Source organism: Azospirillum sp. FG154, from assembly GCF_057809575.1.
On sequence record NZ_JBMDKF010000021.1, the window covers coordinates 1 to 22,414 of the forward strand.

General features: G+C 64.1%; 19 protein-coding genes, 1 pseudogene and 1 riboswitch. Of the genes and pseudogenes, 11 read left to right on the plus strand and 9 right to left on the minus strand.

Annotated elements, in window-relative coordinates; genetic code table 11:
* Positions 1-381: 381 nt before the first annotated feature.
* Both ACODS4_RS20785 and ACODS4_RS20790 read right to left on the minus strand, forming a co-directional pair.
* Positions 382-2,574, minus strand: coding sequence for a xanthine dehydrogenase family protein molybdopterin-binding subunit (locus tag ACODS4_RS20785; RefSeq protein ID WP_488867085.1), 2,193 nt, complete (start codon positions 2,572-2,574; stop codon positions 382-384).
* Positions 2,575-2,588: 14 nt separating this feature from the next.
* Positions 2,589-3,056, minus strand: coding sequence for a (2Fe-2S)-binding protein (locus ACODS4_RS20790; RefSeq protein ID WP_488867087.1), 468 nt, complete (start codon positions 3,054-3,056; stop codon positions 2,589-2,591).
* A 325-nt stretch (positions 3,057-3,381) separates the two neighbouring features.
* Between ACODS4_RS20790 and ACODS4_RS20795 the strand changes: the two genes are divergently transcribed.
* Together ACODS4_RS20795 and ACODS4_RS20800 are read left to right on the plus strand one after the other, a co-directional pair.
* Positions 3,382-4,125, plus strand: coding sequence for a response regulator (locus tag ACODS4_RS20795; protein WP_488867089.1), 744 nt, complete (start codon positions 3,382-3,384; stop codon positions 4,123-4,125).
* The gene (locus ACODS4_RS20800; RefSeq protein ID WP_488867091.1) at positions 4,122-5,483 is read left to right on the plus strand and encodes a sensor histidine kinase; all 1,362 of its coding nucleotides are present in this window, start codon (positions 4,122-4,124) and stop codon (positions 5,481-5,483) included. The genes ACODS4_RS20795 and ACODS4_RS20800 overlap by 4 nt, the downstream gene beginning before the upstream one ends.
* A gap of 121 nt (positions 5,484-5,604) precedes the next feature.
* On the opposite strand, the gene ACODS4_RS20805 is transcribed toward ACODS4_RS20800, so the two are convergent.
* Positions 5,605-6,261 (minus strand): energy-coupling factor ABC transporter permease, encoded by a 657-nt coding sequence (locus ACODS4_RS20805; RefSeq protein ID WP_488867093.1) that lies wholly within the window; start codon positions 6,259-6,261, stop codon positions 5,605-5,607.
* Positions 6,262-6,405: 144 nt separating this feature from the next.
* Positions 6,406-6,627: riboswitch (cobalamin riboswitch) on the minus strand.
* 161 nt (positions 6,628-6,788) lie between these two features.
* Here ACODS4_RS20805 and ACODS4_RS20810 point away from each other — a divergent pair.
* From ACODS4_RS20810 to mbnM, 9 genes are all read left to right on the plus strand, one after another.
* Positions 6,789-7,220 carry a DUF2946 domain-containing protein gene (locus ACODS4_RS20810; protein ID WP_488867095.1) on the plus strand — a complete coding sequence of 144 codons (432 nt, stop codon included), beginning with the start codon at positions 6,789-6,791 and terminating at the stop codon, positions 7,218-7,220.
* 73 nt (positions 7,221-7,293) lie between these two features.
* On the plus strand, positions 7,294-7,872 hold the full coding sequence (locus tag ACODS4_RS20815; protein ID WP_488867097.1) for a DUF2244 domain-containing protein: 579 nt from the start codon (positions 7,294-7,296) through the stop codon (positions 7,870-7,872).
* 55 nt (positions 7,873-7,927) lie between these two features.
* Positions 7,928-9,997, plus strand: coding sequence for a TonB-dependent hemoglobin/transferrin/lactoferrin family receptor (locus ACODS4_RS20820; protein ID WP_488867099.1), 2,070 nt, complete (start codon positions 7,928-7,930; stop codon positions 9,995-9,997).
* 35 nt (positions 9,998-10,032) lie between these two features.
* Positions 10,033-10,932 (plus strand): MbnP family copper-binding protein, encoded by a 900-nt coding sequence (locus ACODS4_RS20825; protein WP_488867101.1) that lies wholly within the window; start codon positions 10,033-10,035, stop codon positions 10,930-10,932.
* A 17-nt stretch (positions 10,933-10,949) separates the two neighbouring features.
* Positions 10,950-12,101: an MbnH family di-heme enzyme gene (locus ACODS4_RS20830; RefSeq protein WP_488867103.1), complete on the plus strand. Its 1,152-nt coding sequence runs from the start codon at positions 10,950-10,952 to the stop codon at positions 12,099-12,101.
* A 201-nt stretch (positions 12,102-12,302) separates the two neighbouring features.
* Positions 12,303-12,398 (plus strand): methanobactin, encoded by a 96-nt coding sequence (gene mbnA, locus ACODS4_RS20835; protein ID WP_119832990.1) that lies wholly within the window; start codon positions 12,303-12,305, stop codon positions 12,396-12,398.
* Between the two features lie 64 nt (positions 12,399-12,462).
* Positions 12,463-13,314 (plus strand): methanobactin biosynthesis protein MbnB, encoded by an 852-nt coding sequence (gene mbnB, locus ACODS4_RS20840; protein ID WP_488867105.1) that lies wholly within the window; start codon positions 12,463-12,465, stop codon positions 13,312-13,314.
* Positions 13,283-13,861, plus strand: a complete 579-nt coding sequence (gene mbnC, locus ACODS4_RS20845; RefSeq protein ID WP_488867107.1) for a methanobactin biosynthesis protein MbnC — start codon at positions 13,283-13,285, stop codon at positions 13,859-13,861. The genes mbnB and mbnC overlap by 32 nt, the downstream gene beginning before the upstream one ends.
* A 22-nt stretch (positions 13,862-13,883) precedes the next feature.
* Positions 13,884-15,212, plus strand: coding sequence for a methanobactin export MATE transporter MbnM (mbnM, locus tag ACODS4_RS20850; RefSeq protein WP_488867109.1), 1,329 nt, complete (start codon positions 13,884-13,886; stop codon positions 15,210-15,212).
* A gap of 200 nt (positions 15,213-15,412) precedes the next feature.
* On the opposite strand, the gene ACODS4_RS20855 is transcribed toward mbnM, so the two are convergent.
* The 6 genes and pseudogenes from ACODS4_RS20855 to ACODS4_RS20880 all read right to left on the minus strand — a co-directional run bounded on the left by ACODS4_RS20855 (position 15,413) and on the right by ACODS4_RS20880 (position 22,284).
* Complete coding sequence (locus ACODS4_RS20855) at positions 15,413-16,165, minus strand: GntR family transcriptional regulator (protein WP_488867111.1); 753 nt, start codon at positions 16,163-16,165, stop codon at positions 15,413-15,415.
* A gap of 155 nt (positions 16,166-16,320) precedes the next feature.
* Positions 16,321-16,599 (minus strand): annotated as a pseudogene (locus ACODS4_RS20860) (IS3 family transposase); the annotation flags it as partial.
* Between the two features lie 167 nt (positions 16,600-16,766).
* The gene (locus tag ACODS4_RS20865) at positions 16,767-17,951 is read right to left on the minus strand and encodes a hypothetical protein (RefSeq protein WP_488867113.1); all 1,185 of its coding nucleotides are present in this window, start codon (positions 17,949-17,951) and stop codon (positions 16,767-16,769) included.
* A 115-nt stretch (positions 17,952-18,066) separates the two neighbouring features.
* Entirely contained in the window at positions 18,067-19,341 is a 1,275-nt protein-coding gene (locus ACODS4_RS20870; RefSeq protein WP_488867115.1) for an MFS transporter, read from the minus strand.
* A 57-nt stretch (positions 19,342-19,398) separates the two neighbouring features.
* The gene (locus tag ACODS4_RS20875; protein ID WP_488867117.1) at positions 19,399-20,760 is read right to left on the minus strand and encodes a DUF6002 family protein; all 1,362 of its coding nucleotides are present in this window, start codon (positions 20,758-20,760) and stop codon (positions 19,399-19,401) included.
* A 42-nt stretch (positions 20,761-20,802) separates the two neighbouring features.
* Positions 20,803-22,284, minus strand: coding sequence for an FAD/NAD(P)-binding protein (locus tag ACODS4_RS20880; protein WP_488867119.1), 1,482 nt, complete (start codon positions 22,282-22,284; stop codon positions 20,803-20,805).
* Positions 22,285-22,414: the final 130 nt, after the last annotated feature.

Below are 22,414 nucleotides of genomic sequence, written 5' to 3' on the forward strand. Positions count from 1 at the left end.
CAACCAAATCATAAAGCCCCTGAAAGCAAACCGCTTTCAGGGGCTTTTTGCTGTTTCAATTCAGCGCGGATCGGCCACCGACAGGGCGTTCGTCGCGCGCCACCCGTCATCCAACAGAACGGTCACGCGGTCGCCGCCACGGACTGGGATGGCGTGCGCCAACGGGCTGAACACTTCGGTGGACCAAGCTTGCGGTTCATCGCCACCTTGATGATCCAGGACGCGGTCAGGCCGTCGGATCGCAGGGCGGCGATCAAGGTCTGGCAGCCCCAGGTTCAGGCTGATGAATTCAGTCACAATCGAAAGGGAGTGGCGCCGTACGTTGAAAGCGTGCAGTGTTCGTATCCGCCAACTCCACAATTTACGCGAGACGTCGTTCGATCAGCTCACGCCGAGGTCGCTGTTCTTCAGCGGCAATTTTCTGATCCTTTTGCCGGTGGCGGCGTAGACGGCATTCAGAACGGCAGGCGCCGCCACCGCGATGGTCGGTTCGCCGACGCCGCCCCAGAAGCCGCCCGACGGCATGACGATGACCTGCACCGTCGGCATCTCATCGAGACGCAGCACGTTGTAGGTGTCGAAATTCTGTTGTTCGATGCGCCCGTTCCTGACCGTGCATTCACCGTAGAGCATCGCCGACAGTCCATAGACGAAGGATCCCGCGACCTGCGTCTCGACCTGCTGCGGATTGACCACATGGCCGGGATCGGTCGCCGCGACGATCCGGTGGATCTTCAGCCGACCATTGGCGACCGACACCTCCGCCGCCGCCGCCACATAGCTGCCGAAGCCCATTGTCTGGGCGATCCCGCGATAGACGCCGTCAGCAGGCTTGCCGTCCCAGCCGATCCCTTTGGCCGCCGCTTCCAGCACGGCAAGATGTTTGGGATGCTTCGCCATCAGCTTGCGCCGGAAAGACAGAGGATCCTCGCCGACGGCATGGGCCAGCTCGTCGATGAAGCATTCCAGATAGAAGGCGTTCTGGTTGAGATTGACGCCACGCCAGGCTCCCGGTCGGATATGCGGGTTGCGCATCGCATGGTCGACGAGCAGGTTGGGCAGGCTGTAACCGATCGCCGCCTCGGCGCCATCGGGAACCAGCCCCTGGAAGATGAACGGGTCGCCATTCGCCGTCATCCGACTGGGAAAGGCGAAAGCCGCGATGGACTGGCCGGAGATGCGCATGTGCAGCGCCTCGACGGCGCCCTTCCCATCCAGGGCGGCGCGCAACCGGCATTGCGTGATCGGGTGGAAGCGGCCCTGGGCCATGTCCTCCTCCCGGGTCCACATCATCTTCACCGGCGTGCCGGGAACCTGCTTGGCGATCAGGGCGGCGATCCGCACATAGTCGGTGGCGAGGCGTCGGCCGAAGCTGCCGCCAATCCGCATCACATGGACCTCGCACGCCTCCACCGGAAGGCCGACGGCCGACGCCAGAGTGTCCAGAGCCGCTTCGGCCACCTGGGTCGGCCCCCACATCTCGCAGCGCTGGGGCGTCCAGCGCACGGTGGCGGCGAGCACCTCCATCTGCGCATGGTTCTGGTAGGGGAAGCTGTAATCGGCCTCGACGACGCGGGCTGCCTTGGCGAGCACGCCCTTGGCGTCGCCCGCCCGGTTGCCGACGAATTGCGTCTCCGCGCTCAGCCCCTCCCGCAGGGTCCGGGCGATGCTGTCGCTGGAGACGGCGGCGTTCGGCCCCTCGTCCCATTCGATCGGCAGGGCGTCGAGCGCGGTCTTGGCCCGCCAGAAGCTGTCCGCCACGACCGCCACCGTCTCGTCATCGACGCGCAGCACATGCGTCACGCCGCGCATCCCGGCGATGGCCGAGGCGTCGAAGCTCTTCAGCTTGCCGCCATGCACCGGACAGGCCTTCGGCACGGCGACCAGCATGCCGGGCATCCTGAAATCCACGCCGTAGACCAGCGACCCGTTCAGCTTGTCGGCGGTGTCGAGGCGCCGCAGCGGTTTCCCGGCGATGGTCCAGGTCGCCGGATCCTTCAGCCGGACCTCCGTCGGGGGCGTGATCTGGTTCGCTGCGGCGGCAACGGCGCCGTAAGTGATGGTCCGCCCGCTCACGCCATGGCTGATGACGCCCTTGGCCACGGTGCATTCCGCCGGTGGCACGCGCCAGCCGACGGCGGCGGCCTGCACCAGCATGGCCCGCGCCCTGGCGCCGCCCATGCGGACATAGTCCTGCGACTGCCGGACGCCGAACGAGCCGCCGGTGAACATGTCGCGCCAGACGCGCTTGCGGCGCCGGTTCTCTCCCGGCTCGACCAGCTCGAAACGCACTTTGTCCCAATTGCAGTCTAGTTCCTCGGCGACGAGCTGGGCAAGGCCGGTCAAGGTTCCCTGTCCCATCTCGGCGCGGGCGATGCGGACGATCACGGTGTCGTCGGGCTGGATCGCCACCCAGGCATCGACCTCCGGCGCCGCGCCCCCGGCCATTCCGCGCGCCGGCAGCGGAAAGGAGAATGCGAAGGTGAAGGCCCCCGCAACCGCGCCGGCGCCGAAGCTGCGGCGCGACAGGCTGAAGGAGGAAGCCCGTTTGTCGGCGGACATGTGCGTGGTCATCTTCGCTTGCTCCCTCAACTGCGGTTGTTCGCCATGCGCTGGGCGGCGAGCTTCACGCCGACAAGCACGCGCAGGTAGGTTCCGCAGCGGCATATGTTGCCGATCTGCTCGCGGATCTGATCGTCGGTCGGGTTGGGGGTGTCCGAGAGCAGGGCCGAGGCCGCCATCATCATGCCGGACTGGCAGTAGCCGCATTGCGGGACGTCCAGCTCCGCCCAAACCTGTTGGATCGGGTGGGGCTTTTCGGCGCCGAGCTCCTCGATGGTGACGATCTTCTGATCTTCCGTGACGGCGCCGACCGGCAGCGCGCAGGACCGTGTCGCGGCGCCGTCGACATGCACCGTGCAGGCGCCGCACTGGGCGACGCCGCAGCCGTATTTCGTCCCCGTCAGGCCGACATGGTCGCGGATGACCCAGAGCAGCGGCGTGTCCTCCTCGACATCGACCTCCACCAGCCTGCCGTTGATCGTGAGTCTCGCCATTGCATTCTCCCTGCGGGGGTTGAATCGTCAAAATGGAAGGGCCCGAACACACGCCATGCCGGGGGCGGTGGCGAAATCGGAGCGCTGGACAGAAGGGCTCGCCAGAGCGGGGCGACCGACTGGGCTTCGGCGGAGGGGATTCCGCCGATGGAGCGATTTGTGCGGGGCAGATGTCGCCAGACTATGCCGGGCGGACCGGGGAACTGTATCGAACCGTGTCGGGGCCCGGCGCTTGGGACAGTTTTTTACAATTTCACGCTTTGGCCGCCCGGTCGGTCGTGCGACGGTTTCCGACAGCCGGTGTTCCCAGTTCCAACGGTGTGCCATGCCGCCCCCGACCGATGAGTCCTCCATCCATGTCCTGCTCGTCGACGACCACCGCGACATCCGGGAGACGCTGGCCCGCTACCTTGAACGCCACGGCCTGCGCGTGACCGTGGCGGAGGACGCGGCGGCGGCGCGGCGCGTGCTGCGCCTGTCGGCGCCAGAGCTTGTGGTGCTGGACGTCATGATGCCGGGGGAGGACGGCCTCAGCCTGTGCCGACACCTGCGGGAGACCACCGAGCTTCCCGTCATCTTCCTGACGGCGCTGGGCGAAGCCACCGACCGGGTCATCGGGCTGGAGATGGGGGCCGACGATTATGTGACGAAGCCCTTCGAGCCCCGCGAACTGCTGGCGCGGATCAAGGCCGTGCTGCGCCGCAGCCGCAGCCTGCCCACGGAACCGGCCCGCCGACGCGGCGCCAGCCCGCGCGTGGAGTTCGACGGCTGGGTGCTGGACATGGGGCGGCGGGAGTTGACGGGCGCCGATGGCGTGGCGGTCTCGCTCAGCACGTCGGAGTTCCTCCTGCTGGAGGCGTTCGTGCGCCGTCCCGGCCTCGTGCTGTCCCGCGAGCAGCTGCTCGACCTGACCAAGGGCAGGGCCGCCGACGCCTTCGACCGCAGCATCGACAATCAGGTCAGCCGTCTCCGCCGCAAGGTGGAAAGCGACCCTCGGAATCCGGCCCTGATCAAAACGGTCTGGGGCGGCGGCTATTCCTTCGCCGCCGACGTGAGGGACCTGCCGTGACCGGCCTGCTCCGCCGCATCGTGCCGCGAACCCTGTTCACCCAGATGGTCCTGCTGCTCACGGCCGCCGTCGTGGTGGGAAAGCTGGGAAGCTGGGTCGTCTATCTGGATGAGCGCGCGTTGGCGATCCAGCAACTGCGGCTGGACGACACCATCGCCAAGACTGCGGCGACCATCCGGCTGGTCGCGGCGACGCCCCCCGCTCTGCACGACGATGTTCTGGAGGCGTCCGGCAGCGCGGAATTTCGCTTCTGGTGGGATCGCCAGGAGCTGGCCGCCTATGTCCACCAGACGGAGGAGATCCTTGCGGCGCGCGCCCGGCTCAGCGCCATGGTCGGGACGTCGTTCCGGGAGGTCCGGGTCCAGATCATGCGGCCGACCACGCCGCCATTGGATGACCTGAATGGACTGGAGCATCTGAAGTTCATGGCCTCGGTCCTGTTTCCCGACGGCCGTTGGCTGAATGCCGCGACGGTGCTGCCCCCTCGCCCAGGGGTGCCCGCCGGGTCGATGGCGCTGTCCATCTTCTCCGCCGTCGCCATGGTGGCGCTGGTCGCCTTCTTCATCTCCCGCCGGATCTCCCGTCCGCTCCGGTCGATCGGCGAGGCCGCCGAGCGGCTTGGACGCGGCGAGGCGGTGGAGCTGGACGAGAGGACGGGGCCGGTCGAGGTGCGGCGGGCGGCGACGGCCTTCAACGTCATGGGCGCCCGGTTGCGCCGGTTCGTCGATGACCGGACGCGGATGCTGGCGGCGGTCAGTCACGATCTGCGGACGCCGATCACCAACCTGCGTTTGCGGGTCGAACTGCTCGACGACGGCGAGACGAAGCAGAGAATGTTGCAGAACGTCGAGGAGCTGCGGCTGACCGCCGAAGCCATCCTGACCTTCGCCCGCGAGGAGGGCGGCGAGGAGGCGCGGGCGGTGGATCTCGTCTCGCTGGTCGAAAGCGTCTGCGACGACATGGCCGACGTCGGCGCGCCGGTTTCCTTCGACGGGACAGCGAAGCTTCCGGTGACCTGCCGTCCGGCCGCGATGCGGCGGGTCATCCGGAATCTGGTGGACAATGCCGTGGCCTATGGCGATGCGGCGGCGGTGTCGGTGGCTCCGGTCGGCGTGGAGGTCCGCGTGGTGGTCGACGACTGCGGGCCGGGCATCGCGCCGGTGGATTTGGAGCGGGTCTTCGAGCCTTTCGTACGCCTCGAACGGTCGCGGAACCGTTCCACCGGGGGCGTTGGTCTGGGCCTGTCCATCGCCCGGTCCATCGCCCGGGGACATGGGGGAGACATTTCCCTGGAGAACCGGTCAGGCGGCGGGCTGCGCGCAACCCTCACCCTGCCGGCCATTTTTTCAAAACGCTGACCGACGCGCGCTATGAGCCGCTGCTGAAAGAGCGCCGCCCCGCAACTCCATGACGGTCGTGACGGAGGTGGCCCTGCCTTCTGGTTCAGAAAGCGGGGCCACCTCAATCGCCGATCAGCGCTCAGGCCAGCGCCAAACGGTCCAGCGCGGTGACGCGGCGCAGCGGGTTGGCGGCGGTCAGGCGGTCGACGCCTTTCAGCGCCACCCAGGTGAAGACCGGCTCGCACAGGACCAGCGGCAGGTAGGAGGCGGCGAACAGCGCCCAATCGGCCAGCGGCGTCGCCTCTTCGCCCAGGAACAGCCAGAAGCCGACCATGGCGACCACGCCGGAATAATAGGCGGCGTCGAAGGCCATGATGCGCCGCCACGTCACCGTCGCCTTGGCCGCGCCCTCGGCGAAGAAACGCTTGCCCACCGTTTCGTGGACGGCGACCAGCGGCACGATCAGCGACAGGCTGTTGACGCCCAGATGCAGCAGATCCTGCGGCTCGAACAGCGCGCCTTGCAGCAGCAGGCCGATGGCGAAGCCAAACAGGGTGGGCAGGAAACCAAAGGTGAAATAGACGGCCGACGCGCCGATGAAATGCAGCTCCGACGCGCCCACCGGCAAATGGAAGATTTCCATGAAGATGGAGAAGAACAGCGCCGCGAAGGCGGTCTTGACCAGCTCGACCGGCTGGCGGACCAGAGCCGGGCTGTAGGCGGCCAGCGTGGCGAGCGCCGCGCCGTTCGCGGCGGTGACTTTGACGGCGTCGAGGACGCCGGGTTCGATGTGCATGGGCGGATGTCCTGAGCGATGAAAACGGAAATGCGGGCGGGCGCCGTCCAGACGCGCCAGACGGATTCGCCAGACGGATTCAAGGCTCAGCCCGATGGATAAAACGTCATCGCCACCTCCCGACCGTCCCACCGACGGCCTGCTGGGGTTGTTGGAACGGTGGCAGGTCTCCTGGCTCGCGGCTTTGCGCGTCGGGTCGCCTTCCCGGCTGGTTGGCCAGTGGCGTCGTGACCCGGCGCTTGCCGTTTACAGTTGCGGGGGCAGCTCCGGATTTGGCCCTGACGGGCCGCACCGGATTCCCTTTTCACGCGGCCATTCCTGAAACGCATTCCGGGAACGCCACGCACCACCGGGACGCAGCGTAGCCCTGTGGCCTTTGCCGCTCCAAGCTTTTTCCGTTCACCGCCCCGCTTTGGGAAGCACGGCGCCCCTGCGTGAAAATGCCGCTCGTGTCGGGCGTGGCGCTTGGGGTAATGTGTCGCGCTGCGTGTGACGCGCGCAGCGGTTGAGCACAGCGATGGATCGGCATGATCGGGAACCGGGACAAGACGCGACGGACGCGGCGGGTCAGCCTGTTGGCTGGCGCGGTCGCGTTGCTGTTGCAGATCGTCGCCTGGGCCTGGATGCCCGCCATGGCCGCGCCGACCAACGATTCGGACAGCGCCCGGATCGTCATTTGCACGCCCGACGGCTTCAAAACCGTGCTGCTCGATGATCGTGGCGCGCCGGTCGATCCTGACAGCGGCAAAACCGACAGCGGTCAAACCGACACGGCGATGTCCGGCGGCTCTTGCCCGCTCTGCCCGTTGATCGGCGGTTTGGCGTTGCCGCCGCCGGTCGCGCTGGTCATGCCCACCGACGCCGTGCGTCATGGGCCGGAGGCGCTGCCCGGCGACCGCATCGCCGCCGGTTGGTTCCTGTCCACCCTTCAGGCGCGCGCTCCCCCCTCCCTCGGCTGATCCCGTTCGCGACCGCGTTGGAGCCTGTCTTCCGCGCGGTCTTGCCCCGTGATTGCCCGTGTGGAGTCTCCCCATGCCCGGAATCTCTTCGATTCCTGCGGATTCGGCGTTGCCCGACGCCGATCCGCTGTTTGACGCCCTGCTCACCCCCAACGACAGCGGCACCCGCCATGGCCGCGTGATTTTCGCGGCGGTTCTGGTCGCCTACGCCGCCATCACCCTGACCGCCTGGCTGTGGCTGGGGGCGTGGCCGATGGCGGCCTATGGGCTGCTGGTCGCCGCCTTCGTCGGCTGGTCGCTGGTCGGCGATTCCCGCCGCCGTCGGATGAGCGAGCGCATCCGCGTCTGGCCCGACCGCACGCGGGTGGAGCAGATGGACGGCGCCGGTCGGCGCTCGGTCAGCGATTGGCAAACCAGTTGGCTGCGCGTCGCGGTCGAGGCGGACGGCTCCGCCGGTCCCCGCCTGACGCTGGGCAGCCATGGCCGCCGGATCAGCGTCGGCGGCTTTCTGACCGCTGACGAGCGGCTGGCGTTGGCCGCCGCGCTGAAAGCGGAATTGGCGACGGCGTCCAACCGGCTGAACGGCGTTTGGACGTCCGCTCCGGTCGCGCCCTTAGCCCACGCCGCCGCCCTGCCAGCGTCCGAACGCTGAGCGTTCCCGCGCGTTCGTTTTTCATCATTCCATTGTTTTCAAAGGATTGTCCGACGTGACTCGTCTTTCGACGCGCCTGCGCGCCTCCTGGCTCGCCATCCCCGGTTTGCTACTGTCGTCGGCGGCCCCCGCTTTCGCCCAACAGGTCGCCGCCCAAACCGGCGATTCCCACGCGGCTTCGCCCATTTTTCAGTTGGAGGCCGTGACGGTCACGGCGACGCGCACCGCCAACAGCGGTTTCGACGTTCCGGCTTCGGTCTCCACCGTCGGGCGGGAGCAGTTGGACGACGCCCAGGCGAACACGCTGTCCACCGTGCTGCGCACCTTGCCCAACGTGAATTTTGGCGGCGGGCCGCGCCCGGCCTCGCAAAGCCCGGCGATTCGCGGCCTGCTCGGCCCGCGAATCATCCTGTCGGTCGATGGCGCGCGCCGCAACAACGACGGCGGGGTGAACACGCCGCTGCTGCTCGATCCCGACGTCATCAAGCAGGTGGACGTCGTGCGCGGCCCGGTCTCGGCGGCCTATGGCAGCGGCGGTTTGGGCGGCGTCATGGCCTTTGAAACCATCGGGGTGGAGGACGTCCTCGCCCCCGGCAGGACGGTCGGCGGGCGGATCAAGGCGGGCTACCGCAGCGCCAACGGCGAAGCCTCCACCAATCTGACCGGCGCGGCGCGGACGCAGGGCGTCGATCTGTTGGCCAGCGTGACCTACCGCGATTACAACACCATTCACACCGGCACGGGCGGTTCCGGCTCGACCCTGCCGAACGATGGGCAGTTGAAAAGCGCGCTGGTCAAAAGCACGATCACGCCGAACGACCAGAACCGATTCCAACTCGGCTACCAGAAATTCGCCGACGATCTGACCGGGCCGAACAACCCCGGCGGCAACACGCTGTTCCCCTTCTCGCAAAAGCTCAAGCGGCGGCAGGAGCAGTACAACGCCGCCTGGGCCTTCCAGGACGCCGACAAGCGCCTGTTGGACGGCAAGCTGTCGGCCTACTACACCAAGTTCAAGCTCGACACCGAAAGCCGCGTGGTTCCGGCGCTGGATCCGACCTCGGCGATGACGGCGACCTTCGGGGCCAGCCTTCAGAACAGCACGTCGTTTGAAACGGCGTCCTGGATGAAGCACCGCGTCACCTACGGGCTGGATTTCTACCGCGACACCGCCAAGAACCAATCGGCGGGCAGCCCGAACAGCGTGCTGCCCGACGGCGCGTTGCAGGCGTTCGGCGGCTTTATCCAGGATGAAATCCGCATCCTGAACGACTGGACGCTGACCGGCGCGCTGCGTCAGGACAGCTACCGCCTGTCGCCGTCCGGCCAAGCCTCGTCCAGCAACGACCGTCTGTCGCCGAAGATCGCCCTGAAGTATCAGCCCTGGAGCTTCCTGGGCGTTTACGCCAGCTATGGCGAGGCGTTCCGGGCGCCGACCCTGACCGAGATGTTCGGGAATTTGAACACCACCCGCGCGCTGTTCAACTTCCGGCCCAACCCGTCGCTGAAGCCGGAAACCAGCAAGACCAAGGAAGCGGGCCTGACGCTGGCCTTCGACGATCTGCTCGCCAAGGGCGACAGCCTGCGCGCCAAGGCGACCATCTTCACGGAAGACGTCAAGGATCTCATCAGCCAGCAGACCATTGGAACCTACCGCCGCGTCGCGCCCTTCTCCGGCACCGGGTTGATCTTCCAACAGCGCAACGTCGCCAACGCCGAACGCTGGGGCGGGGAGGCGGAAATCGCCTACACGCTGGATGATCTGACGCTGGGGCTGGCCTATTCGCGGCTGCGGGCGAAGGACGCGGCGACCGGGGCCAACCTCTACGCCCCGCCGGACAAGGCGTCGTTGGGCGTGCAGTACCGGCTGGGCGACAATTGGACCCTGCGCTATGTCGGGCAGGCCGCCGCCGCCCAGCATTACGATTCGACCGCGCTGCGCCGCCGCGACGCCTATGTGACCCACGACGTCGGCGTCGCCTATGACCGCGATTGGTACCGCGTCGATCTCGGCGTCACCAACCTGTTCGACAAGGCTTACGTCACCTACCAGCAGTCGCAGGCCGAAACCTACAGCTACGAGGAAGGGCGCAGCGTGAACGTGACCTTCACCGCCCGTTTCTGACCGTCCCCGCCCCCATTTCTTCTCAGGAGGACCGCATGCGCCTGTTTTCCACCCTCGCCGCGCTGGCCGCCGCCGCTGGATTGGCGGGCTGCGCCAGCACGGCGCCGGAGGTGGCGACCCAGCCGGTCGCCATCAGCTTCGCCCTGACCGCCAACGGCAAGGCGGCCCGCTGCGGCGTTCCGCTGGGGCCGCTGGGCGTCGGCAAGACGGCGGCGACGTTGCGCGACGCCCGTTTTTACGTGCAGGACGTCGCCCTGATCGACGCGGCGGGCAAGCCGGTTCCGCTGACCCTGACCGTCAACGATTGGCAGACGGCCAACGTCGCCCTGCTGGATTTTGAGGATGGGAGCGGCGGTTGCGTCGGCGGGACCAAGGCGACCAACGTCACGGTGACGGGCGCGGTTCCGGCGGGAACCGCCTACGCCGGGCTGTCCTTCACCGTCGGCGTGCCGCCCGCCCTCAACCACACCAGCACCGAAAAGGCCCCGCCGCCGCTGGACATCGCGGCGCTGGGCTGGAGCTGGCAGGCCGGGCGCAAATTTGTGAAGGTGGAGGTCGATCCGGCGGGCGGCGTCGCCAAGCCGGACGGCGGCAAGGCGCCAAGCTGGTACGTGCATCTTGGCTCCACCGGCTGTTCGGGCAACCCGGCGACCGGCGACAACGTCGTCTGCGCCCGGTCCAACCGCGTGCCGGTGACGCTCGCCGCCTTTGACCCGCGCGCCCAAGCGGTGGCGTTGGACCTGTCGTCGCTGTTCCAGGGGACCAACCTGAGCAAGGACCAGGGCGGCGCCATCGGCTGCATGAGCGGCCCGACCGACGCCGATTGCGGTCCGATCTTCGCCCGGCTGGGCCTGTCGCTCAGCGACGGCAAGCCGCTGGAGTCCGGTCGGTCCCCCGCCTTCGCCCCCGCTTTCACCGTGGTGGCGAAGCCGTGAGCGGGCGGGCGTCGGCTGTGTCCGGGACGCGTCTGCGGGCGGTGATCGTCGGCCTGTCCGCGTTGGTTTCCGCGTTGGTTTTGGCGCCCCCGTCGGTTTTGGCCGACGGGTGGGCGTGGGGCTTGCCGTCCCACGTCCCCGAACCGCGCGTTCCCGCCGACAACCCGATGTCGGAGACCAAGGTCGAGCTGGGCCGACGCCTGTTCTACGACGCCCGCCTGTCGGGCAATGGCGCGATGGCGTGCGCGTCGTGCCATCTCCAATCCCGCGCCTTCACCGATGGGCGGTCGCGGTCGCCGGGATCCACCGGCGGTCTGACCCACCGCAGCGCGCAAGGCTTGGCGAACAGCGCCTGGAACGCCACCTACACCTGGGCCAACCCGGCGCTGGTGTCGCTGGAACGGCAAATGGAAGTGCCGTTGTTCGGCGACGATCCGGTGGAAATGGGCGTCACCGACGCCAACCGGCCCGTCATTCTGGAACGGCTGCGCGCGGAACCGCTCTACCCGCCGCTGTTCCGCGCGGCGTTCCCGGACGAGGCCGAGCCGCTGAGCATGGCGACCGTCATCAAGGCCATCGCCGCCTTTCAGCGCGGGATCGTGTCGGTGGACAGCCGTTATGACCGCTATCTTCAGGGGAAAGCCAGCCTGACCGAGCCGGAAACGCGCGGCATGGCCCTGTTTTTCGGCGAACGGGCGGAATGCCACCATTGCCACGGCAGCTTCAATTTCAACGACCAGGTCGTTCATGCCGGCAGCCGCGCGGTGGAGACGCCGTTCCACAACACCGGCCTTTACAACATCGATGGCGCGGGCGGCTTCCCCTTTCCCAACCGGGGCCTGTTCGAGTTCACCGGCAACCCCGCCGACATGGGGGCGTTTCGCGCGCCCAGCCTGCGCAACGTCGCCGTCACCGCGCCCTACATGCACGATGGCGGCGTCGCCACCCTGGCCGAGGTGATCGACCTCTATTCCGACGGCGGGCGGCGGGTGACGACCGGGCCGCACAAGGGCGACGGGCGGCTGAACCCGCACAAGAGCGGCCTGATCGCCCGCATCGGCCTGACGCCGACCGAAAAGCGCGATCTGTTGGCCTTCCTCGGCGCGCTGACCGACGACGGCCTGTTGACCAACCCGCGCTGGTCCAACCCATGGACGGCGGCGCGGTGAGGACAGAAAATCATGCGGTCGCGTGCAAAAGGCAGAAAATAGTCGCGCAATAGAATGAATCATTTTGGACTCTCGAAGCATTGTATGATACAAAACCACTCACATCAGCCGCAATTCAAAGTAACGTCCTGTAAAATTTTCAGGTCTTACTTTTGTGCGCACGATGTGTTTTTAGAAAATCATCCCAATCAGGAGCATCCCATGAGCATCAAGATTGCGAAAAAGCAGGTCATGACCATCGCTGGCCGCGCCGGTGTCTGCTGCGGTTCGTGCTGCGCCCCGGTCGGCGTGAACTGAGTCGGCGGTCGTCCCCGCGCCTGCGGGCGTGGGGGCGGCTTCCCAGGGTGGAAAGGGCGCGGCCATGCGCATCGGGTTCAATTTTACGCTGGGGGACACCGCGCCCCTGGTGCGGCGGCTGTTGGCGGCGGGCCGGATCGACTATGTGGAATTGTTGATCGACAATTTCCTGGCGGTTCCGCCCGACGATCTGGCCGACGAGTTGGCCGGGCATTTCACGGTTCCGGTCGGCTTCCACATCATGTTTTCAAAATTCATCGAGAATGACGAGGCGGCGCTGGACAGCCTGGCCCGGCGTCTCCGCGCCTTGATCGACCGGCTGAAACCGCTCTACGTCTCCGACCATGTGGCGCGCTTCACCCATGGCGGGCGGCAACTCTACCATCTGGCCGAGATTGATTACGTCGGCGATTACGACCGCGTGCGCCGCCGGGTGGGTTGGTGGCAGGATCGTTTGGGCCAGCGGCTGTTTCTGGAAAATTACCCGTCGATCATGGATGGCGGTCACGACGCCCCGGCCTTTTACGAGCGGTTGGTCCGCGACACCGGCTGTGGCGTGCTGTTCGACGCGTCCAACGCGGTTTGCGCCCATCTGAATTGCGGCGTTCCGTTGGACGCGTGGGAGGGCGTGATCGCGGCGACCCCGCATTTCCACACCGCCGGTTACAATTTGTCGATCCTGCAACCGCATCTGGTGCTCGACACCCATGACCGCGCGCTGTCGGAGGAGACGATGACGTTTCTGGAGCGCTGCCGCGACCGCTTCGACAAGCCCGGCGCCACCATGACCTATGAGCGCGACGACAATTTCGACGAGGACGACATCGTCGCCGATCTCGACCGGTTGCGCGCCGTTTTCGCCCCCCGGACACAGGACAGGGACCATGGCCGCATCGCTTGCCTTGCCCAGAATTGACGCCGACCTGCTCGACGCGCTGACCGTTCCGGCGCGCCAAGGCGATTACCCGCGCGACTCCCGCGCCTTTGTCCGCATCGACACCAGCCTGCGCGTCTATTGGCACACGCTGTTCGACATCTGCCCTGGCCTGCTCGACCTGTCGGGGCCGGACGGGTTGGCGATCTTCCGCCCCTTCATGGCCTGGGCGGCGGTGGAAAAGCTGTCCCTGAACTGGACCTATTATCTGTGGGTGGACGTCTGGTTGGCCCAATCGGCCTTTCGCGACCGGGTGACGCCGGAGTTGCGCCTGTCGCTGATGGGGGCGTCGGCGGCGCGCTGGGCCACCGGCGACCGATCGGAAGCGGGGGGAATCGCGTTGAGCTGCGCCGATCTGCCCGATCTGGTGTGCGGCTGGAAAACCCGCTCGATCCTGAGCGGGCGGCGGGTCGAGCAATTCACGTTGGAGGAGCCGTTGCCGCCGCCCGACGGGCCGTTCGGCTTTTTCACCATCGCGGGGGATGATCTGTCCGACGGTTTCCCCGGCTGGACCCCGATTCCCCGATGATCCTTGCACCGGCCAATCGGCCATGACGGCGTCCGGCCAGCGGGTGGACCGCGCGTTTTGGCGAGGCTTTCCCGCGTTGTTGCTGGCCTTCGCGGTGGCGCAGCTCATGCAGCAGATCGACGTCGGCATGCTGGCGCGGGTCGATCCGCAGGCCCCCGCCGCCTATGTGCTGTTGCTGCGGATCGCCGTTGCCGATCTGGTGGCGATGATGGCCTTTGGCGCGGTGGCGTCCGTCACCATCGCGCAAGCGGCGCGCGACGGCGATCCGGGGCCGACGATCCGCCGGGCGTTGGGGCTGGCCGCGATCCTTGGCGCGGGGCTGGGCGGGCTTGGTCTTGTCCTTTATGGACCGGCGGCGCGGGCCATTGTCGGAACCGACGGCCCCGCCGCGCTGGCCGCCGCCGCCGTTCCCTGGTTCGCCGCCGCCGCTCCGCTGCGTCTGGTCAACGCCTGCGCCGCCTTCGCCCTGCACGCGACCGGGGCCGGGGGCGTGGTCGTGCGCTGGAAGCTGGGCGAGTTGGTCGGCAAGGCCGCGCTCAATGGTTTGTTCCTGTTTGTGTTGGACGGCGGGTTTGTCGGCTGCTTTGTCGCCGGGCTGTTCTTGAACCTCTTGTCGGTCGGTTGGGTGCTGCGGTATTTGCGGCAGACGGCGGGCGCCGGACTCGGGTGGCCGGGACGCCGTTGGGCGCTCGATCTTGTCCGCAAGACCGCGTGGGAGGCGCAGCGCGTCGCCTCCGGGCAAATTCTAGCGCTGGTGACGGTGACTCTGTTCGCCTCGCCGCTGATCGGGGCGGCGGAGTCCGGGCGGTTCAACGCCTTCGCCGCCGGGTCGGTGCTGGCGACGCTGGTCTTCGCGCCCTTCGTCGCCTTTCTGCGCTTTCTGGCGATGCGGTTCGCTGGACGCTCCGCCTCGGACGTCGCCGTGTTGGCGGGCCTTTTGTGGCGGCGTGGCGCGCCGGTGGCGGCGGCGTTGACCGCCGCGTTGATCCTAAGCGGCGACTGGTTTGGCGCGGCGCTGTACGGGCAATCGGGGCCGTGGTGGTCGGGGCTGGTCACGGCGCTGGCGGTCTCGCTGCCGATCCGGCTGGCCGCGAACATCCTGCGTGCGGCGTCGCAGGCCAGCGGCGCGTTCGCCCAGGTCGCCCGCATCGACGGGCTGTTGGGCTGGGGCGTCGGCGGGCCGTTGATCCTGCTTGGCCTGCATTGGAACCTGCCCGTCGTCGCCTACGCCCATCTGGTCGCGCCGGAGGCGTTGACCTTGCTGTGGCTGTGGCGGCGCTGGGCCGCCGTCAACGGGCAAGGTTGGCCGCTGGGCTGGCCGCTGCGGCGGGCTGGTCGAGCAGATTGGTGAGCGCCTCCGCCACTTTGCCTTGGCGGTCGAGCCGGTAGAGATGGCCAGCAGCAGCCACACGCCCGCGCCGATCCGGCGGCGGCGGTCGCCACGCGGACCAGGGGGACGCTTGGCGGAGGTGTGGAGCGCGGTCATGACGCCGCTCACAGTTCCGCTTGTCGCCTTAGACAGGCGCCAGAGAACGGAACAGGGCGGGCGTGCTACTCCGTCACAGTTACCTCGATTGCGTAGGAATCTGCGATATAGAGATGATCTGCATGTTCGATGGGTTGGCCCGTCGCATCGAACGAGGTCCGCACCATCGACAGCAGGGGAGTGCCGACTTCAACGCTCAGGATTGACCTGTGTTCGGATGTTGCCGCTGTCGCAGAAAATTTTTGATTAGCAATCTTCGGCGCATTGCCAGATGCGCGCAGCAATGCGTAAAGACTACCTTGTTGCAATTGCTCTGGAGAGAACTGTGCGAGTTGCAGTGGCACCCAGTTTCTCATCAGGGCCAATGGTTTTGACTTGGCTAATCTCAGGCGCTCGATGTATACAAGCTTATGATTTGTCTCCGCGTCAAAAATATTGGAGAATTCTGCGTTTATCGGGACAATACGGTATTCAAGAACTTTGGTTGACGGCTCCATTCCCATTTTTTCCAGGTCATCATAAAGCGAAGAAAGCTCAACTCGACGTCTGATGGGATTGTTGGTAATTTGTGTTCCAATGCCACGCCGACGAATCAACAATCCTTTACGCACCAGAACGTCAATGGCTTGACGTATGGTTGGACGGGAGAGTCCCAAATCTTTTGCGATTTCAATCTCATTTTCGATTTTTTGCCCAGGAACAAGAACTCCTGACCGAATAGACTCTTCCAATTGTTCGGCAAGTTGATGATATAAAGGTACTGGACTGTCCCGCCGAATTGAGAGTTGGCTGGAAATTGAGGTGTATTCTTTTCCCAACGTCTTCCTCTTTTTTTATCCATTCCATTAGCGCGAGCCAATCAAAATAATTCAGCGCTGCGGTACTCCGCAATCTGATAATGCCCGGCAGATTCCATTTTGTCGAGAATGCAGTTTCTGAGGTGATCCCCGTTCCTCGGATATTTGGATAAGTTCACCCGGCGGCTGAAGATGTCGAGGATGACGTGGAGGGAATAATAGGAGCGCTTTGCTGGCGCCATCAGCTTGGTGATGTCCCGGGACCAGACCTCGTCATGTTTGGCCCGCAGGCGGCGCATGGTACGGATGGGGCAATGATAGAGACCTTCATCGAGCAGGGTGGCGTAGACCTCCGCCGGGGCGAGATCGACGAAGCGCGGCTCGCGCAGAAGGGCGAGCGCCGTCTGGCGTTCCCCAGAAGGGCCGAGATTTTTTGGACGTCGATGACCTTCCCGGCGCAGAATGGCGGCGATCCCACCGGTGTCTGCCGCCTGACAATCCCGGCCAGACCAGCCGGAGACCATGAGCGCCTCTCCGTTCCTACACCACGCCCGGGGACACGATCTGGATCCTCCGTTACCTTGAGAATCTCTCGCACGGTTCATCTCCGAACAGATAAACTCTAGTCTGAAATTCTATAATCTCCGGCATCTCTTCTTCGAGTAGGCGTCTGGCGAAGTTGCTTGCGAAGCCAAGACAGACGCGCCCCCAGATCGACGATGTCCTCAGCGGCCAAACAGGGGCTGAAGTTTGGCATGACTCCATGGATCGCGGCGCATCCTCGCTCCGAGAAGACAATCAGCCCGTCCTCCCGGACCTGCACCCCGTCCGCCTGCGCCCAGCGGCTGTTCAATTCCATGGCCTGGTCAAGCGTCATGCCGTGCGGCAGATCAATTCGGATATCTTGCCCCACGATTTGGACTGGATAGCCGCCGGGCATTCCAAGTGGTCCTGGTAACGAGATATGCACGTTACGCTTGAGAATGAGATCGACCAGCAACTGGGCGGTGATAAGTCCATTGACATGGTTCAGCTCAGGCCGCGCCGCCTCCCGCTGATTGCGCAACAAGCCTCCGACCTGCTGCAAGTCTGTATCGTTCAACCAAGCCATTGCTTCCGGAATGCCGGTTTTGGGCGGATAGAGATGCCAATGGTGCCCCAGAACCTTCACGCGGGCGCCGCGTTCGACAGCCAGCGCCTGAGAGATCGACGCCTGTAGCAGAGCGACATTTCCGCATCCGCAAAAAATTGGAAGCCTAAGCGCTTTCAGCAGCGGATTTACGGCATCCGGAAAAGAGGCGTTGATGAAGAGTGGCGGGTTGGCCTGCCGCGCAATCGCCGATGAAACTTCGATCGGGATGATCGCCTGCAACGGAAGGGTCAATCCGAACCCAGCGTCGGCGAGCAAATCCGTCCACGCCGACGGGGCCGACCGACTCTCCCATGGGGATTGCACGGATGCGCAGTTGAGTACGAGCTGGGGTTCGATTTCACAGAGAACGTCACCCAGTCTCTCGCATGTGTAGACGCCAACTTTCCGTGCGATGAACTGGATGCGCGAGCCTGACAATGACGCGCGGGTATTCGCAACATAGCAAAGCTCATCGACGCTCGCGCCCGTTCTGGAAAGAACGGCGACGGAAAGATTGTCGTCGCAGATGTTCGCTAACGCATAGCAGGTGGCTCTTGCCAAGGCTCCGCTGCCAAGTATCGCGATATTGCATTTCGTCATATCGAACTGCTTTCTTAATATCGTGTCAGTGGCTTTTGATCGTGACCTAATCAGGATCAAAAACTTCGGCGGCATGGGCCGTTGCCGCTGTAGTCGGCGCGTATATCAGCGATCATCTTCAATGGCCGCTGATATCAAATCCCGCTTAGTTGGGTTTATCGGGGCTTGGTCCTAGACCGAGGGGATCCCGTCATTGGGCGGGCTGCGCCGTGCGATACCTCATGAGCACCGCCGCCCCCAGAAGACCGATCAGCGCAAGCACCCACAGGGCCAACGCATAACCTCCGGTGATTTCGACGAAATATCCGGTGAGCGGAGGGCCGATGGCTGATCCGATGCCCAGAGCGGTGAAGAGGATGCCCAGCATTTTGCCGATATGGTCTGAGCCGAACTCCTCAGCCAGGACAACGGGAATCAAGGCGCTGTAGATTCCGTGGTTCACGCCGATCAACATCGCGAAGGCGAGAAATCCCATATAGCCGTTCGCGGCCAACCACACGAAAAAACTCAAGCCCAGGCCGAGATGGCACAGCTTGAACATGACCAGTGGTCCGATGCGGGTTGCCAGACCGGCAACCGCCAGACGGCCCATTATGTTGCTAATTCCAATTGCCGACACGAGTGAGGCTGCCGCCAGGGCGTCGATGCCGATCCTTTGCGCCGCATATGAAAGATGAACATAGGGAACGTAGATCACCACGTTGATCAACAGGGCCGCAGCATAGAACTTTGCAAAGCCGCGCCTTGCGCCGTCCTGTTCCGCCATGGCGGCTCGCAAGGAAACGGGTGGCCTTGAGATCAGCACGGCGGACATCAGGATCATGGCCGCGCCGCTCACAGCGTAATAGATATAGGCCGTGCGCCAGCCGACCTCGGCAATAAGCCAAGCCGACAAGAGCGGACCCGCGAAGGTGCCGACGCCGACACCCGTAACCACCAGTCCGGTCGCCAGCGCCCGGTAGCGGTGAAACCAGCGACCGACCGTTGCGAGGGCTGGAACATAGACGCAGCCAAGGCCAATACCCATGCCCAGGCCATAGCAGAGATAGGCCTGCCACAACGACGTCGCCTTGGCGGTCAGAGATAACCCGACTGCAAGGCTCAACGCGCCGGTCACTAGGAGCGGGCGCGCACCGAAACGGTCGGCAATCGGGCCAGTGAGAGCGCTCAGTCCGAAACCCAGCAGCGAGGTAATGGAAAAGACAATCGAGCCTGCCGCTTCCTTCGCGCCGAAGGTCTGGGCCATCGGTTTGAAAAACTGTCCGTAGCTGTAGGTGAGGCCATACACGATGGTGACTGCTAGGCTTGCCCCCACCGCGACACGCCAAGCGCTATCGGAATCGATCTCGACGCCGTCGAAGGTAGGGTCTTTTCCATTATCGGGCTTTTCATGAGGCGGATCGAGGTTCTTGGATGAAAGAAAGGACATCTTCGTCTCGCTTGATGTTGTCATGTCGGCGGTCACTCCAATGACCGCTGGCGCACGCCCACCCTGTGCGCAATAAGGCCGGACGATGAACCATCAAGGGCTAAGCACGGCCCTAGCGATGTCCTTGGCGGTATGGACCTCTGTAAATTGAGACCGATCCGGCATGTTTGCAGGATCGGCGAGATACATGCCGGAGCCATGGAGAATGACTTCATCGGTGTCATCGAGCAGTCCGCGATCGATCGCGTTCAGCACCCCGGTCATTCCCATCACGAGAGACCACTCGGCGAGGCGGCGGGGGTCGGCGGGAAGCGGTCGTGCACTGCTGGCGAGATGATTACGGACGGCGCCGTAGCGCTGGAGGCATTCCAGCAACGAGACGACAATCCCCGATCCTCCATGCCGCATGATGAGTTCTGTCATTTCCAGCGAGGTCGGGGGAGTGTGGGTGTAGAATGTGGGTTCGCAGTTCTCTTCCGGATCCCATGTCACTTGAGGGAAATGGGGATTGGATTGCTGTTCGTATATCCCGCGGTCGGCATGGTACGCCCATTGTGGCGCCGACGCGTGGTCATGGACGGCGCTCAAGTAGTGACGAACCATGTCGCTCGTCGCAAGGTGCTGCACCAGCAGATAACCGGGTTGAGAATGCGTGATTCCCAACCCGAGCATCGTGTTCAGCCCGTGTTGATAGCCGAGCAATCCATAAGCGCTTGAGACCGCATGCGCCTGCACTCGACGACGGGTAGGATCGATTTTCGCGAACTCGTATTCATAGAAAGCCCGGCAGGCGTCAGCGACCTTGTAGTTGGCAATATCGAGCGAATACCAGATTCGCTCTTTGCTGCTGGTCCCAGCCAATTCGGTGAAAGCCTTGCCAATTTCTTTCACATCGGCAGCTTCGGGACCCGGATAAAGCAGAATTGGGTTTAGGCCGCGCAGTTCCTCGGACTCTGTCAGGCTGTTGCGGCGCATTTTATGCAAAGTCGAGGTCGGCGTAAGTGAAGCGATGCGCAACTGGTTCGGCGTCGCCAGTTTCAGGTCCAAGGCCCGCGCTACTGCATCGCGCAAAGCAATTGCTTTGTTACCGGAAGATGGTGTGAAGATCAGGATCGATTCGCCGGTTTCGTTAATATGCCGGACGGCCCGCGCCACCATCAGCAAGGATGCCGTGGTCTTGGTCGTGTGGGTTCCCGGATTCTTCATCAGGTCAAGCAGATGGAGCGGATAGCCCGCATAGCTCGGAATTGGCGTCAAGGATGCCCGTGCGACTGAAAAGAACTCTTCCCAACGGTCATTCAGTTTGGGGTACGTGAAGCCGGGTGCAAATGCCAGAGTCCGCGTTGGAACGATCCTGAGAGACGCTTCTTCAATTCCTCTGTGGTATCTTGTAATAATATTTTCAGAATCCGTGGTTTTTATGCGTCGAAAAAATATATCATCTTGTCGATACATTTGGAATTCCCTCCGCAGATGTTGAAGTATTGTTTCATGATTTCAGTTAACTTCAGCAATCAGGCGATCAGCGATGACTGTTGCTTGTTGACTGATCTTAAGCATGGAGTTCGTGAAGTAATGGACGCCCGCTGTGAGTTGCCCCAAGGCAAACAGGCGTACGTTTGCAAGACCCTTGGCATCCACAAGCCGGTTGCTGTCAGGGTCGATGTCGATGCCCCCCAATGGATGCAGACGGGCGGCTCCGCTTTTCGTGATGCTCTCCACAAGAGTGGTGGCTTGAGGAGGGATCGCGGCCTTTGACGGCCGGATTGTATTGATGATGACATCGGCGACGATGCTGCCGGTTGCCAGCGGGATTTTGAATACGCCGCCGGGTTCGGTATAGAGATGCGCTGTCGGATGACATCGCTCAACCCGAAGCTGCCCAGTATCGGCCGCTATCAACAGCTTCCTGGCCGTCTCCTGCGGTACGGGGCTAAGCAGACTGATGAAACGGGTGTGCCACTCACTGAGAAAGCGGCTGCGATCTTTCATCGGCATGGCGCGCCAGATGTGTTCGACTAAACCATGCATGACCTGGATCATGATCGGTTGCCAAAGCGCGCCACCTGATTCCGCCTCGTGCAATTGCCGCCGCAAGCGCCGATGAAAATTTTCACCCGATTTCGCTTCCGCGCAGACCCGAGCAAGTGACATCCCGCACAGTTTGAGTTCCGCGTCGAACAGGCGGAAGAGCCTTTCCAGCGTCATCTCGGGATTGGTTTCGAGATGCTGGCGCATAGCGGCCGGCGAAAGGAAGTGGAGTGTGGGGGCGTTCGCGCTGGTGCGCACCGACGGCAGAAGGCCGTTGCGTGAAACCATCGTGATGCGGCCGACGTGCCCCCTGCTTAGCAGAAACAGGACAACATCCACCGACGTCAATCCTGCGCCAAGCACCACGACATCGCGACTTGGCTCAACCGCAGCAAGCCTGTCGCGAAGTGGATAGGGGTCATTGATACAGGCGGCGTGCCCGCGCAAGCCGTGGAGATCTTGCGTGCTCCCCACCCCAACGCAAAGAACGATCCTGTCAAAACCGGAAAATCTGCGGCTGTCGTCCGTTTCCAGGCTGATGGAGCGCCTGTCCTGAATCAGGCGTGAGACTGTTGATTTTTGGATCTCGAAGCATCGCCCGGATCGTGTGACCCGCTGGGCGATGTCGCACACCGTATTTTCGAGATACTGGCCGAACAGATGGCGTGGCAGGTAGGAGCCTGGGGCAAAGCCATCGGCGCACAAACCCGATGCCTGGGTTTTTCCGAGCCAAGCCCAGAAATCCCCAGGGGTATCAGGAAAAAGTGACATGCGTTGCGCCGTCACGTTGAGCAGGGATGTGTGCGTATCGGCCAGATATGCCCGCCCTGGTCCGGCGCTCGGCGCAGGCTCAAAAAGAGTGATATCGATCGGGGGGACCTGCGTGCGCGTGAGCGCGGCGAGCAGAGCTACAGAGGCTCCACCCCCACCAACGATTCCGAGTTTCATATTGGCTCGCCTGAGTGATTTTCGGATATAGACAGGATGCTGTCAATCCGGCTGATGATAAGCTGGTTCGTCCATCAGAAAATCAGGGTGTGCTCACATTGTGGAACAGACAAAGATCGGAAAATTGTCG

What these genes read in the sequence shown, in the direction of transcription:
- ACODS4_RS20785 (WP_488867085.1), bottom strand. Translation starts at nt 2,574, where the DNA reads ATGACCACGCACATGTCCGCCGACAAACGGGCTTCCTCCTTCAGCCTG.
- ACODS4_RS20790 (WP_488867087.1), bottom strand. Translation starts at nt 3,056, where the DNA reads ATGGCGAGACTCACGATCAACGGCAGGCTGGTGGAGGTCGATGTCGAG.
- ACODS4_RS20795 (WP_488867089.1), top strand. Translation starts at nt 3,382, where the DNA reads ATGCCGCCCCCGACCGATGAGTCCTCCATCCATGTCCTGCTCGTCGAC.
- ACODS4_RS20805 (WP_488867093.1), bottom strand. Translation starts at nt 6,261, where the DNA reads ATGCACATCGAACCCGGCGTCCTCGACGCCGTCAAAGTCACCGCCGCG.
- ACODS4_RS20810 (WP_488867095.1), top strand. Translation starts at nt 6,789, where the DNA reads ATGATCGGGAACCGGGACAAGACGCGACGGACGCGGCGGGTCAGCCTG.
- ACODS4_RS20815 (WP_488867097.1), top strand. Translation starts at nt 7,294, where the DNA reads ATGCCCGGAATCTCTTCGATTCCTGCGGATTCGGCGTTGCCCGACGCC.
- ACODS4_RS20825 (WP_488867101.1), top strand. Translation starts at nt 10,033, where the DNA reads ATGCGCCTGTTTTCCACCCTCGCCGCGCTGGCCGCCGCCGCTGGATTG.
- mbnA (WP_119832990.1), top strand. Translation starts at nt 12,303, where the DNA reads ATGAGCATCAAGATTGCGAAAAAGCAGGTCATGACCATCGCTGGCCGC.
- mbnB (WP_488867105.1), top strand. Translation starts at nt 12,463, where the DNA reads ATGCGCATCGGGTTCAATTTTACGCTGGGGGACACCGCGCCCCTGGTG.
- mbnC (WP_488867107.1), top strand. Translation starts at nt 13,283, where the DNA reads ATGGCCGCATCGCTTGCCTTGCCCAGAATTGACGCCGACCTGCTCGAC.
- mbnM (WP_488867109.1), top strand. Translation starts at nt 13,884, where the DNA reads ATGACGGCGTCCGGCCAGCGGGTGGACCGCGCGTTTTGGCGAGGCTTT.
- ACODS4_RS20865 (WP_488867113.1), bottom strand. Translation starts at nt 17,951, where the DNA reads ATGCCGCCGAAGTTTTTGATCCTGATTAGGTCACGATCAAAAGCCACT.
- ACODS4_RS20875 (WP_488867117.1), bottom strand. Translation starts at nt 20,760, where the DNA reads ATGTATCGACAAGATGATATATTTTTTCGACGCATAAAAACCACGGAT.
- ACODS4_RS20880 (WP_488867119.1), bottom strand. Translation starts at nt 22,284, where the DNA reads ATGAAACTCGGAATCGTTGGTGGGGGTGGAGCCTCTGTAGCTCTGCTC.